Here is a 12,618-nt window from a genome sequence, read left to right on the forward strand (position 1 = left end):
CGGCCCCGGATGGTAGGACGGCTGGGCCCGTCAGGGGGAGTCGGGGTGCGGGATCTCCACCAACGCCTGGACCGCCGAATGGTCGCTGGCGTGCCTGCCGTCGAGGGTGGAGGTATTGACGGCGGCCGAGCGCACCAGCACGTCCGGTGTCGTGAGGATCCAGTCGATGCGGCGACCGCCGTCCACCGGCGGGCTGTACCGCGGGTAGGTGCCGTAGTCCGGCGTGCGGTGCTCGCCGGCGAGGGTCCAGGCGTCCCCGAGCACTCCCGATTCCATGAATCTCCGGTACGCCGGCGAGGTGCCGGCGTCGGAGTTGAAGTCGCCCATGACGATCGAGGGCAGCCTCGGGTGGAAGAACCTCACGAGGTCCAGCACTGCGTGCACGCTGCGGAGGCACGCGTTCTCCGATTCGTGGTCGAAGTGGGTGTTGACGAGGAGGAGCTCCTGCTCCGTGGTGGTATCGCGGAACCGGCCCCACGTGACGATCCGCGGCACGCCGTTGCCCCAGGTCGAGGAGCCGATGAGTTTCGGGGTGTCGGAGAGCCAGAACTGGTCCCACTCGACGAGCTGGAGGCGCCGTGAGTCGTAGAAGATGGCGGAGTATTCACCCCGGCTGCCGCCGTCCCGGCCGGAGCCGATCATCCGGTACCTCGCGGGCAGGGCTGCTTCGATGACCACCAGCTGGTGGTGCAGTGCCTCCTGCACGCCGAGGACGGTAGGCATTTCCCGGCGGACGACGTCCTGCAGGGCCGGTGCGCGGTCGGGCCAGTAGTCGGGGTCGCCGGGCTGCGTCGCCGGCCGGTCGTACCGGATGTTGAACGTCATCACGTGGAGGGATGAGCGCCCGCACCTGATGAGCGGGGTCTTTGCTGATGTGCGGGGCATGGCGCCTTTCAGGTGCGGCACGGGGATCGTGGCTGCTGCCCGGCGCTGCGCCGGAGCAGGATCAGTCCAGGTGGTCCACGAGCTTCGCCGCGATTCCTGTGTAGCTCCCCGGCGTCAGGGCGAGGAGCCTCTGCTCGGCCTCCGGGCTGAGCCCGAGCCCGCCGACGAACTCGCGCATGCGGGCGGCATCGACCCGATGCCCCCGGGTCAGGTCCTTGAGGCGCTCGTACGGGTCGTCGAGGCCGGGGACGCCCGCGATGGCCTCGGCGCGCATGACCATCTGCACAGCCTCGCCGAGCACTTCCCAGTTCCCGTCGAGGTCGGCCGCCAGGACCGCCTCGGCGACGTCGAGCCGCGCAAGTCCCTTGGCCACGTTCGAGATGGCGAGCAGTGAGTGGCCCAGCGCCACGCCGATGTTGCGCTGGCTCGACGAGTCTGTCAGGTCCCGCTGCCAGCGGGACGTCACGAGTGTCGAGGCCAGGACGTCGAGCAGCCCGGAGGAGATCTCGAGGTTGGCCTCCGCGTTCTCGAAGCGGATCGGGTTCACCTTGTGCGGCATGGTCGAGGACCCCGTGGCCCCCGCAACCGGGATCTGCGCGAAGTAGCCGATCGAGATGTAGCTCCACACATCGGTGCAGAAGTTGTGGAGGATGCGGTTGAAGCGGGCGATGTCCGAGTACAGCTCGGCCTGCCAGTCGTGCGATTCGATCTGCGTGGTCAGCGGGTTCCACGTCAGGCCGAGTCCTTCGACGAACGACCGCGCGACGTCCTCCCAGTCGGTGCGGGGAGCGGACGCGTAATGCGCGGCGTAGGTGCCGGTGGCGCCGTTGATCTTGCCGAGGAAATCGGTCGCCTCGATGCGGTCCAGCTGCCGCGTCAGGCGGTGCGCGACGACGGCCATCTCCTTGCCGAGCGTGGTCGGCGTCGCGGGCTGACCGTGGGTGCGCGACAGCATCGGGGTATCGCGCGACGAGCGCGCCAGCTCCGCGATGGACCCGACGAGGGCGCGCGCAGCCGGCAGCCAGACGTCGACGACGGCGCCCTTGATGCCGAGGGCGTAGGAGAGGTTGTTGATGTCCTCCGAGGTGCAGCCGAAGTGGACGAGGGGCTTCAGGTGTTCGATGCCGATGCCTTCGAGGCGCCGGCCGATGTAGTACTCCACCGCCTTGACGTCGTGCACGGTCACGGCCTCGATCTCGCCGAGCTCCGCCACCGCGGCGGCATCGAAGGACGTGACCACCGAGCGGAGCTGCGTTTCCTGGTCCTCGGTGAATGGCTGCGTGCCGGGCAGGACGGCGTGGCGCGTGAGATGGATCAGCCACTCGACCTCGACGTGCACGCGATCACGATTCAGGGCGGCCTCCGAGAGGAAGTCGATCAGGGGGGCCACGGACTCGCGGTACCGACCGTCCAGGGGACCGAGCGTCAGCGACGTTCCCTCCCCTCGGGACAGAGCAGCGAATTCAACCCGGGAGAGCGCGGAGTCAGCCATGGCTCCATCCTTTCACGGAGCCGACACCCCACCCGACGAAATCAAATCCACATAGGCGACCACCGCCCCGGCCCTTCGGCGCCGGACTCCTAGCCTCGATGGAGGAACAGGAACAGGAACAGGAACAGGAGGTGGACATGGACGATGGCGCGGAGGCATGGGCGGGTCCGCGAGCAGGGTGTCGGACGGGCGGCCAGGTCGGCGAGGAGATCGATGCGATGGTCGCCGCGCTGGCCTGGCACGTGGCGCGGCTGACCGACGTTCAGCGGCATGCACTGTCCGTGACGCTGCTGTCCTGGGAGTCCCCGGCGGGCGCCGCTTTCCGCTCCTACCTCGCGGCACGGTGCGCCGACCTGTCGCGCACGATAGACCTGCTCGAATCAGCGGCACGCGATCTCCGGAGCTACGGCCTGCTCGTGCAGGAGGCCGAGGCGACTGTGCGCGCGGTGGGCCCGCCATGACGGACGATCTGCGGCCCGTGCCGGAGGGCGGGGGAGTGGTGGCACTCCGGGGTGGCGTCGGAGGTGTCCGGTTCCAGTGGGAGGAGCTTGAGGAAGCCGCTCGTGTCCTCGAAGTCCTCGGCACGGACGTCGGAGCGGTCGCCGTCGCTCTGGGCCTTCTCGACGTCGACCTCGGCGAGCTTCCTTGGCGGGTCCTGCTGCTGCAGATGCCAGGCGCAGGGGCCGGCCGGCTCTACGAGGTTGCGCGTTCCGAGCTCGAGTCCGCATGGATCTCGGCGAGGGAGGATGCCGGGGGTCTGCACGCCACGGCGCAACGGCTCCGCGCCGGCTTGCGCGCCTACCACCTCGCCGATGACGCGGCGCGGGCGGCCACGGACGCTGCCCGAAGCCTGACCGGCGCCGCAGCGGTGGCCGTGGCGCAGGCTGCCGTCGACCGCGGTGCCCTGCCCGTCGGCCCGCTGGACCTGCGGGGACGGGACGCATCGGACGTCGTGTTCGACGGGAGCGTCGAGGGCCTCCTGGACCGCGTGGCCGTGATCGAGGCCGAGGGCGGTGGTCATTTCGAGGTGCTGGCCGCGGGGACACGAGCGCACCCCGTCTACGTGCTGGTTCTTCCCGGCACACAGGCGGGGCGCACGGACGGAGCGCAGGGCAGCAACCCCTTCGACGTCGCCGGTATCGCCGAGGCGCTCGCGGAAGACAGCCGCTTCACGGCAGCCGCGGTCGGGGAGGCCCTGGAGCAGGCCGGAGCCGAGCCCGGAAGCCCGCTGATCATCGCGGGATACAGCCAGGGCGGACTCCACGCGATGAACCTTGCCGGCGACGAGCGGTTGGGCGGGCAGTACGACGTCCAGCTGGTCGTGACCGCCGGGTCGCCGACAGGGTGGCACCCGACGGGCAGCGGCGAATATCTGCACCTCGAACACGGCGCGGACGCGGTTCCCGAACTCGACACCACCGTGAATGACGACCACCGGCGTCGTACCACCGTGACCCTGGATCATGCCGTCCCGCCGCTCGGGCGAACCGCCGACGGCACCTCTGAGCCGTGGGGCCTCGGCCCGCCGCACAAACTGGAGAACTACAGGGTCGGTGCCCGGCTCGTGGACACGAGCGATGCCGCATCCCTGGTCCCCGCAGCAGCGCTGCTCGCGACGGCGGGGTCCACCGGTGTGGCGCGCAGATACGCGTTCACCGCCGTACGGCGCCCCGGCGCAGGAGGGAGCGGCGTCGGCGGGGCGGCGATGCGTCGGGGTAACGTCGGGCCCACGCCGAATCCACGTCCCGGTCCGCGTCCTGCTCCCGGTCCGTCCCCGAGCCCGAGTCCCGCTCCCGGCCCGTCCCCGAGCCCGAGTCCCGCTCCCGGCCCGTCCCCGAGCGTGAATCCCGGGGCGCGCACGGACGCCCCGCGCCCGGGTCTAGGCTATGCGCATGACTTCGATCGATGACCTTTCCGCAGGGGCGTCCGTGCGCGCCAGGACCGACCTCCCAGCAGACCCGTCGGGTGCTCCGGCCACCACTGATGAGGGGCTCCGACCCCGCGGGGTCTTCGGCAAGCTGCCGCGGTACGCAGCGGGGAAGCCGCCGGTGGTGGTGGAGGGGCTGGAGAGCTTCAAGCTGTCATCGAACGAGAACCCACTCCCGCCACTGCCGGCCGTGCTGGAGGCGATCGCATCCGAGACATCGATCAACCGGTACCCCGACCCCATGACGACCGCCCTGCGCACCGAACTGGCAGGGTACCTCGGCGTCCCCGCCACGGATATCGTGACCGGGGCGGGGAGCCTCGGAGCCCTCAACCAGATCCTCGCGACCTTCGCCGGCCAGAACGATTTCGGGGCGCCGGACGAAGTGGTCTACGCCTGGAGATCCTTCGAGGCCTATCCGATCAGCGTGGGCCTGGCGGGTGCGGCCGGCGTCCAGGTGCCGGTGCGCGCCGATGGCACCCACGATCTCGACGCCATGGCGGCCGCGATCACCGAGCGCACGAGGGTGGTGATGCTGTGCACGCCGAACAATCCGACGGGTCCCATCCTCACGCACTCCGAGGTGCTGGAGTTCCTCGCGAAGGTGCCCACGGACGTGGTCGTGGTCATCGATGAGGCGTATCAGGAATTCGTGCGACGACCGGACGCGGTCAACGGCATCGGGCTCTACCGGGACTTCGAGAACGTGATCGTGCTGCGGACGTTCTCGAAGGCCCACGGACTGGCCGGCCTGCGTGTCGGCTACTCCGTCTCGCAGCAGACCCTCACCCAGCATCTGCGGGTCGGTGCGGTGCCCTTCGCGGTGTCGCAGGTTGCCGAGCATGCAGCCGTCACGTCGCTGCGCCACGTCGGAGAGGTCGAGGCGCGTGTTCAGTCCATCGTCGACGAACGCACGCGCGTGGTCGCCGGTCTTCGGGCGCTGGGGTGGACCATCCCGGAGGCGGAGGGGAACTTCGTCTGGCTGGCGCTCGGCGAGCACACGCAGGATTTCGCAGCGCGGGCTGCAGAGCACGCTCTGTCCGTTCGTGCTTTCGGGTCCGAGGGGGTGCGCGTCTCCATCGGCGAGGAGGAGGCGAACAGTCGCTTCCTCGCGCTGTGCGGAGAGTACACGCACCGTCCTGCCGCCCGCTGAGACTGTCTTAAATAGGCGGGGGGCCCCGCGCTGACTAGTCTTGGTCAGTATGTCACCGGAAGATATGTGATCCGGTGTATGGGTTTCGACAGACATTCCTCGCGGGGAATGTACAGGGTCGGGTGAGGAGCGAGGGATGAGCGGCAGCCGTTTGCCGGCAGCGGAGTTCGAGGTCGAGGACGTGGTGCGAACAGCCCAGGCTGCGCATCAGGACGGCTTCAGCCAGCAGGAACCCGAGGGTGGCATGCTGCAGGTCCTTCGTCCTGACGGTTCGATGGCAGGAGGCCTGACTGCGGAGATCGGCGGTGCGCCGGTCGACTTCTCCCCCTACCTCTCCTCCGATCCCGCCCACCTCCGCTCGCTGTACCGCGACATGTACCTCATTCGTCGCTTCGACCAGGAGTCCACTGCTCTCCAGCGCCAGGGTCAGCTGGCGCTGTGGGTGCCGCTCGCCGGGCAGGAGGGAGCGCAGATCGGATCGGGCCGCGCCATGGCGCCCCAGGACTACGCGTTCCCGACGTACCGCGAGCACGGGGTGGCCCTGACCCGGGGCGTGGCGCTGGCGGACATCCTGCGGCTCTTCAGGGGAGTGACGAACGGTGGCTGGGATCCGCGCGAGCACAACTTCCATCTGTACACCCTCGTACTCGCCGCGCAGTCCCTCCACGCCGTCGGCTACGCGATGGGGATGCAGCGGGACCAGCTTGCGGACCCCGCCCTCGACCCTGGAGCATCGATCGCCTACTTCGGAGACGGAGCCAGTTCGGAGGGCGATGTCCATGAGTCGATGGTCTTCGCCGCCTCCTTCGACGCGCCGGTGGTGTTCTTCTGCCAGAACAACCAGTGGGCCATCTCCGTCCCCGCCACGGTGCAGACCAGGGTTCCCCTGGCCAAGCGTGCCGAGGGCTACGGTTTCCCGGGTGTCCGCGTGGACGGCAACGACGTCGTCGCCGTGGAGGCCGTGACGCGCTGGGCCCTCGACCACGCCCGGTCCGGTAGGGGCCCCGTGCTCATCGAGGCGTACACCTATCGGATGAGCGCCCACACCACGGCGGATGACCCCACGAAGTACCGGTTGACCGGCGAGGAGCAGGACTGGCAGCCGCGCGATCCGCTGGTGCGCCTCGAGGCCCACCTGCGGTCTGCGGGAGGCGCGGACGAGGCCTTCTTCGATGACCTCGCCGCCGAGGCGAAAGTCATGGCCACCGGTCTGCGCGACGCCGTTCTCACGATGACGGCTCCGGATCTCGAGAGCCGGTTCGCCGCCGTCTATGCCGAGCCGCACGCACTCGTGCAGGAGGAGCTGGGATTCTTCCGGCAGTACGAGGCCGGGTTCGCCGACGAAGGGAAGAATGCCTGATGGCGACCATGACCATCGCGAAGGCCATCAACGAGGGGCTCCGGGCCGCGTTGGACGCCGATCCGAAGACCCTCCTCATGGGGGAGGACATCGGTGAACTCGGCGGCGTGTACCGGGTCACCGATGGTCTGAAAAGGGATTTCGGTGCCCTGCGGGTCGTCGATTCGCCCCTCGCCGAGTCAGGCATCATCGGCACCGCGATCGGCCTGGCAATCCGTGGATACCGGCCTGTGTGCGAGATCCAGTTCGATGGCTTCGTGTTCCCCGGGTTCAACCAGATCACCACGCAGCTCGCGAAGCTCCGGACCCGCAGCGACGGGATGCTGAGCGCGCCGGTGGTGATCCGGATCCCTTACGGCGGCGGGATCGGGAGCGTGGAACACCACTCGGAGTCGCCCGAGGCGTTGTTCGCGCACACCGCGGGGCTCCGCATCATCACGCCGTCGAACCCACAGGACGCCTACTGGATGATCCAGCAGGCCGTCGCGTGCGAGGATCCGGTGATCGTCTTCGAACCCAAGCGCCGGTACTGGCTCAAAGGCGAAGTGGACACGACGTCCCCGGCCGGTGACCCGTTCTCCGCCCACGTCCTCAGGAACGGCACCGATGCGACGGTCGTCGCCTACGGGCCGCTCGTGCCCGTTGCACTCGCGGCGGCCGCAGCCGCCGAGGAGGACGGCCGCAGCATCGAGGTGATCGATCTCCGGTCCATCTCACCCATCGATTTCGACACCGTCGAGCGTTCGGTGACGCGCACGGGTCGCCTGGTCGTCGCCCACGAAGCGCCCACCTTCGGAGGGATAGGCGGCGAGATCGCGGCGCGTATCTCCGAACGGGTGTTCCTGTCCCTCGAAGCGCCCGTGATCCGGGTGGGCGGTTTCCACATGCCCTACCCGGTGGCCCGCGTGGAGGAACAGTACCTGCCGGACATCGACCGCATCCTCGAGGCACTCGACCGTGCCTTCGCGTACTGAAGGACACCATGACGCTCAAGACGTTCAACCTGCCCGATGTCGGTGAAGGCCTCACCGAGGCGGAAGTGGTGCAGTGGCGGGTCGCGCCCGGTGCGGCTGTGTCCGTCAACGACATCATCTGCGAGATCGAGACGGCGAAGTCCCTGGTGGAGCTCTCCTCGCCCTATGCGGGCACCGTCGCCGAGCTCCTGGTGCCCGAGGGTGAGACCATCGAGGTCGGCACGCCCATCATCTCCGTCGAGGACGGTGCGGACACCGGTAGCACCGGTGACACCGCCGACAGTGGTGGCACCGCCGAGACTGGGAACGACGGCGCCACGGACGGCGCTGGCGACGGCTCCCGGACTCGTGCTGCCGACCGCCGGACCGGCAGTGACGACCCGGTCCCCGTGCCGGAGATGCCGGGAGAAATGGCCGGGCCCCAGGCGGGTGATGACACCCCGGACGCGGCGACTGCGCCCGGTTCGGCTTCCGCAGAGACGACGCCGGGCCCCCTCGTCGGCACCGGCCCCAAGGCTGACGCGGTAAAGCGTCGCCCCCGCAAAGGAGTGCCCTCTCCGACGCCGCTGTCGCCCGCCCGCGCCGCCGAGTCGGATCGCCCGGTCCCGGAAACGCTGCAGTCCCCGGCCGACGGGAATGCGCGGGTGACCGCAGGGTCCGGCCGGACGGCGACGGCGAACCGGGCGTCGAGGACCATGCAGCCGAGTACCACCCAGCCGGCCGCCGCGCAGTCGCAGGCCGCACCCGCGACGCAGGCGACGCCGTCGTCAGCAGGCACCGGCGCGCCGGGGCGGGTCAATCCGCTGAACCAGTTGATCCACCGCGTGCTCGCGAAGCCCCCGGTGCGCAAGGCGGCGCGCGATCTCGGGATCAACCTCGCCGACGTCCCGGCCACCGGGTCCGCGGGTGAGGTGACGAAGCAGGACCTCATGAGCTACCAGGCCCAGCGTGAGGCCGAGCAGGACGGCGCCGACTCCTTCTGGGAGGACCGTTCGCTCCTCGGGGGCGGTCGGATCGAGCGCATTCCGGTCAAGGGAGTCCGCAAGGCCACGGCCCGGGCCATGGTGCAGAGTGCGTTCACGGCGCCGCACGTCAGCATCTTCGTGGACGTCGACGCCTCGCGGACCATGGAGTTCGTCAAGCGGCTCAAGGCGAGCCGCGACTTCGAGGGCATCAGGGTCTCGCCCCTGCTGATCCTCGCGAAGGCCGTCATCTGGGCTGCCGCACGGAACCCATCGGTGAACGCCACGTGGTCGGACGAGGAGATCCTGGTCAAGCACTTCATGAACCTCGGCATCGCCGCCGCGACCCCGCGCGGTCTCATGGTGCCCAACATCAAGGATGCCCAGGATCTTTCGCTGAAGGAACTCGCCCTCGCACTGAACGAGCTGGCGACGACGGCGCGGGCAGGGAAGACGCAGCCCGCACAGATGCAGGGCGGGACGCTCACGATCACCAACATCGGGGCCCTCGGCATCGACACCGGTACGCCCATCATCAACCCGGGCGAGGTGGCCATCGTGGCGTTCGGCACCATCAAGCAGAAACCCTGGGTACTCGACGGCGAGGTGATTCCCCGCTGGATCACCACGTTGGGAGGGTCCTTCGACCATCGTGTGGTGGACGGGGACCTCAGTGCCCGCTTCATGGCCGACGTCGCGTCCATCCTCGAAGAGCCGGCGCTGCTACTCGACTAGGGTGGTTGCATGAACCAGCAGTCGCCCGGCGAGGAGCCGCAGCGCCGAGCCGGACCGCGCTACCCGATGAGTCGATTGCTGCTCGTCATCGCGATCGGCTTCGTCGCGTCGAGCCTGCTGCAGATCGCTTTCCCGGGACTCGGCACCGTGGCTCGCCTGTCGATCCTGGTGATCATCGCGGCCCTGATCTCCCTCGCCGTCACGGCGCGTCAGCAGCGCCGGCCGCCTCGCTGACGCCTCGCGTCGTGCACGTGGCGCCGCCCGCGTCGTCGTGCACGTGGTGCGGCCTGCGTCGTCGCGCACGGCTTTTGACGCCGACCGAGCGGAAACCAGGCGTGTCGCAGGGTGACACGCCGCGAGGCCGAAGAAGTGCGTGCAGGAACCAGCGGGGTATCCCGCTGAGGGAGCGTCCGGGCTCGGCGCGGTCGTCGGGACGGGTTGCCGGGCCGGGTGCGCGAGATCGGTGCTGTGCGGGTGCCCGACGTCGCCGTGCGGGCCGGAGTGCCGCGGTCGAGCCGCCGCTGGAGGTCAGGCCCGGTTCTCCTCGATCGCGCTCCGCAGGATCGGTGCCAGACGCCGCACGCCCTCCACGATGTCCTCGGGGGAGACAGCACTGAAAGCGAGCCGCAGCTTGTTCGAGGGTTCGTCGGACGGTGAGAAGGCGGCGCCCGGGATGAAGACGACGCCGGCGTCGATCGCCGTGTACAGCAGCGGGTAGGTGTCGATTCCCTCGGGCAGGGTGACCCAGACGAAGAACCCGCCGTCGGGAGTGGTCCAGTGGACGCCGTCGGGGAACTCCTCGGCGAGAGCGCCGAGCATGGCGTCGCACCGCTCGCGGTACAGACTGCGCATCGCCTGCAGGTGGCCGCGCCAGTCGTAGTCGGTGAGGTACGCGGTGACGAGCATCTGGGTGAGCGGCGAGGGGCAGAGCACCACGGCCTCGCAGGCCAGGTAGAACCGGCGGTAGAGGTGTTTGGGTACCAGTGCCCAGCCGAGGCGCACGCCGGGTGCGAAGATCTTGGAGAAGGACCCGAGGTAGATGACATCGTCGGGATTGTGGGCCCGCATGGGTTCGAGCGGTTCGCCGTCGAAGCGGAGCATGCCGTAGGGGTTGTCCTCGAGGACCAGGATGGTGTTGTCGCGGCAGATGTCCACCACGCGCTGGCGGCGGTCGGCGGCCAGCGTGATGCCGCTCGGGTTGTTGAAGCTGGGGATCGTGTACAGCAGCTTGATCGTGCGGCCCTGCTCCTGCAGTTCGCCGATGATCCGTTCGAGCTCGTCCGGGATCAGGCCGTTCTCGTCCATCGGGACGGTGACGACATCCACCTCGTACGCCTCGAAGGTGTTCAGTGCGCCGACATAGGTCGGGTCCTCACAGAGGATCACGTCTCCGGGATTGCAGAAGACCTTCGCCGCGACATCCTGCGCGGACTGGGAGCCCGTGGTGATCACGATGTCTTCGGGGTTCGCTCCCTCGATGCCCTCCGCGGCCATGACGTCGCAGACGAGCCGACGCAACTCCTCCATGCCCTGGCCCCCGCCGTACTGGAGGGCCTCGAGCCCGTGCTCCGCGATGATCCTCTGGGCGGTGCGGCCGAGGTCCTCGAGGGGCAGGGACTTCAGATAGGGGCTGCCTCCCGCGAGGGACACGAGCCCCGGGCGAATGGAGATGTCGAACACGTCGCGGACGGCGGACTGCTTGATGTTGGCCGCGCGCAGGGAGAACAGGCCTTCGTGGCGCGCTGCGGAGTCGATGGCGCGATCGAGGGCCGTCTCGGTCTCGGCAGGCAGGAGGTCGGAGGATTCGCGGGAGGTCGTCACGCCCAGAGTCTAGGCCGGGGTTGACCAAGAGGCAACGGCTGTTGCCTTCACCTGCGTGCCGCGTCACACCCAGCCGGCATCGCGGGCCTTCAGCGCGGCCTGGAATCTGCTGTCGGCGCGCAGCGTCTCGAGCATCCAGGCGATGTGCCGACGACACGTCCGCACGTTGATGTCGAGGCGGCGTGCGATCGACTCGTCGGACAGGCCGTTCGCGAGTCCCTGGAGAATGGAGCGCTGCAGGCTGCTGAGTGGGCTTTCCACCTGCACCGGCGCGAGGAAGGACTCGCTGATCTCCCAGGCGATCTCGAACAGCTGCGTGAAGATGTTGATGAGGCTGTGGTCCCTGATGACCAGGGCAGCCTTGTCCTCCCGGGACAGTTGGCGCCCCACCAGCGCCAGTTTCTCGTCGAAGATGAGCATGCGCAGCGGGATGAACGGCAGGACGCCGAACTCGCCGCCACCCTGGGCGATGGCTTCGACGGCCTTGCGTGTGGGGACGTGGTCGCGCGTGCTCGTGTCGTACAGCGTCCGGCGTCGCACGCCTTTCTCGAGCAGTTCGAGGTCCTTCCGGACGCTCTCCTCGTGGACGTCCGCCGTCGACCCCTGGCCCGGCTGGGCGATGTAGACCTTCTCCGCGACGTCGCGGCCGTAGTCGATGAGCACACGGTGGATCAGGTGCGGGTCCTCGAGCGTTTCCACCGACGTACTCGCCAGCACGTGTTTCCGGGCGTCGAGGAACGTGGGAAGGAGGCTCGACAGTTCACGCCGCTGGCTGCTGATGCGTGCCTTGAGGTCCTGCATCTCGCGCTCGTCGGCATCCACGAGGTCCGCGAGGGCTACGTCGGGTGACACCGCGACGAGGCCGTCGTCGCTGCCGGCCTGCGGGCTGAGGAGGCGGCGGGCGCGCAGCTCGCCGACGGCGTCGTCGATGCGCCTGAGCGTCAAGCCCAGTGCCTCCGAGACCTCGGAGCGCGTCCAGCCCGGATGGCCCACGGCGTAGCGGTAGACCTCGAGCGACGTCGCATCCAGCATGAACTCTCCCTGTCCGCCTACCCGCCGGCAGCCGACGAGGTGGTGAAAAACATGACATGTCCAGTTAATGACACCCAGGACGGCCTGGCAATTCTCCTCAGCAGGATTGCCGTCATCTCCGTGCAATTCCGCGGATCTACCGGCCCGGGAACCCGATCCGGTCGGACCGCCGCCTCCTGCCTCGTCCGCTCCGAGTCCTCTACGCGTCATGTCCGCAAACGGCCACTCGTACAGCTGGACACTACCTGTACCAGGCGGACATTCTGATGGAGCCGGT

11 protein-coding genes are annotated in these 12,618 nt (G+C 68.9%); 7 read left to right on the plus strand and 4 right to left on the minus strand.

Annotated features, from left to right (window positions below; all coding sequences use genetic code 11):
* Positions 1-30: 30 nt before the first annotated feature.
* Together FJV46_RS06465 and purB are read right to left on the minus strand one after the other, a co-directional pair.
* Entirely contained in the window at positions 31-885 is an 855-nt protein-coding gene (locus FJV46_RS06465; protein WP_087028829.1) for an endonuclease/exonuclease/phosphatase family protein, read from the minus strand.
* Between the two features lie 61 nt (positions 886-946).
* Entirely contained in the window at positions 947-2,377 is a 1,431-nt protein-coding gene (gene purB, locus FJV46_RS06470; protein WP_087028827.1) for an adenylosuccinate lyase, read from the minus strand.
* A 98-nt stretch (positions 2,378-2,475) separates the two neighbouring features.
* Here purB and FJV46_RS06475 point away from each other — a divergent pair, with 98 nt between their 5' ends.
* The 7 genes from FJV46_RS06475 (at position 2,476) to FJV46_RS06510 (ending at position 9,722) form a co-directional block, all read left to right on the plus strand.
* Positions 2,476-2,838, plus strand: a complete 363-nt coding sequence (locus FJV46_RS06475; RefSeq protein ID WP_087028825.1) for a hypothetical protein — start codon at positions 2,476-2,478, stop codon at positions 2,836-2,838.
* Positions 2,835-4,286 (plus strand): alpha/beta hydrolase family protein, encoded by a 1,452-nt coding sequence (locus tag FJV46_RS15195; RefSeq protein WP_158250147.1) that lies wholly within the window; start codon positions 2,835-2,837, stop codon positions 4,284-4,286. The genes FJV46_RS06475 and FJV46_RS15195 overlap by 4 nt, the downstream gene beginning before the upstream one ends.
* Positions 4,270-5,457, plus strand: coding sequence for a histidinol-phosphate transaminase (locus FJV46_RS06490; RefSeq protein ID WP_087029346.1), 1,188 nt, complete (start codon positions 4,270-4,272; stop codon positions 5,455-5,457). The genes FJV46_RS15195 and FJV46_RS06490 overlap by 17 nt, the downstream gene beginning before the upstream one ends.
* A 136-nt stretch (positions 5,458-5,593) precedes the next feature.
* Positions 5,594-6,817 carry a thiamine pyrophosphate-dependent dehydrogenase E1 component subunit alpha gene (locus FJV46_RS06495; RefSeq protein WP_087028818.1) on the plus strand — a complete coding sequence of 408 codons (1,224 nt, stop codon included), beginning with the start codon at positions 5,594-5,596 and terminating at the stop codon, positions 6,815-6,817.
* Complete coding sequence (locus tag FJV46_RS06500) at positions 6,817-7,791, plus strand: alpha-ketoacid dehydrogenase subunit beta (RefSeq protein ID WP_087028816.1); 975 nt, start codon at positions 6,817-6,819, stop codon at positions 7,789-7,791. Before FJV46_RS06495 ends, FJV46_RS06500 begins: the two co-directional genes overlap by 1 nt.
* Before the next feature lie 8 nt (positions 7,792-7,799).
* On the plus strand, positions 7,800-9,488 hold the full coding sequence (locus FJV46_RS06505; protein ID WP_087028814.1) for a dihydrolipoamide acetyltransferase family protein: 1,689 nt from the start codon (positions 7,800-7,802) through the stop codon (positions 9,486-9,488).
* 9 nt (positions 9,489-9,497) lie between these two features.
* Entirely contained in the window at positions 9,498-9,722 is a 225-nt protein-coding gene (locus FJV46_RS06510) for a hypothetical protein (protein WP_126130654.1), read from the plus strand.
* A 294-nt stretch (positions 9,723-10,016) separates the two neighbouring features.
* Here FJV46_RS06510 and FJV46_RS06515 read toward each other — a convergent pair whose 3' ends face one another.
* Positions 10,017-11,309: an aminotransferase-like domain-containing protein gene (locus FJV46_RS06515; RefSeq protein WP_232008519.1), complete on the minus strand. Its 1,293-nt coding sequence runs from the start codon at positions 11,307-11,309 to the stop codon at positions 10,017-10,019.
* 63 nt (positions 11,310-11,372) lie between these two features.
* On the minus strand, positions 11,373-12,341 hold the full coding sequence (locus FJV46_RS06520) for a helix-turn-helix transcriptional regulator (RefSeq protein ID WP_087028812.1): 969 nt from the start codon (positions 12,339-12,341) through the stop codon (positions 11,373-11,375).
* Between the last annotated feature and the right edge of the window lie 277 nt (positions 12,342-12,618).

It is taken from the genome of Arthrobacter agilis (assembly GCF_006494655.1).
Taxonomy (GTDB): domain Bacteria; phylum Actinomycetota; class Actinomycetes; order Actinomycetales; family Micrococcaceae; genus Arthrobacter_D; species Arthrobacter_D agilis.

Coding starts and splice junctions, on each gene's coding strand:
- FJV46_RS06510 (WP_126130654.1), top strand. CDS start 9,498: ATGAACCAGCAGTCGCCCGGCGAGGAGCCGCAGCGCCGAGCCGGACCG.
- FJV46_RS15195 (WP_158250147.1), top strand. CDS start 2,835: ATGACGGACGATCTGCGGCCCGTGCCGGAGGGCGGGGGAGTGGTGGCA.
- FJV46_RS06465 (WP_087028829.1), bottom strand. CDS start 885: ATGCCCCGCACATCAGCAAAGACCCCGCTCATCAGGTGCGGGCGCTCA.
- FJV46_RS06505 (WP_087028814.1), top strand. CDS start 7,800: ATGACGCTCAAGACGTTCAACCTGCCCGATGTCGGTGAAGGCCTCACC.
- FJV46_RS06495 (WP_087028818.1), top strand. CDS start 5,594: ATGAGCGGCAGCCGTTTGCCGGCAGCGGAGTTCGAGGTCGAGGACGTG.
- FJV46_RS06500 (WP_087028816.1), top strand. CDS start 6,817: ATGGCGACCATGACCATCGCGAAGGCCATCAACGAGGGGCTCCGGGCC.
- FJV46_RS06520 (WP_087028812.1), bottom strand. CDS start 12,341: ATGCTGGATGCGACGTCGCTCGAGGTCTACCGCTACGCCGTGGGCCAT.
- FJV46_RS06475 (WP_087028825.1), top strand. CDS start 2,476: ATGGAGGAACAGGAACAGGAACAGGAACAGGAGGTGGACATGGACGAT.
- purB (WP_087028827.1), bottom strand. CDS start 2,377: ATGGCTGACTCCGCGCTCTCCCGGGTTGAATTCGCTGCTCTGTCCCGA.
- FJV46_RS06490 (WP_087029346.1), top strand. CDS start 4,270: ATGACTTCGATCGATGACCTTTCCGCAGGGGCGTCCGTGCGCGCCAGG.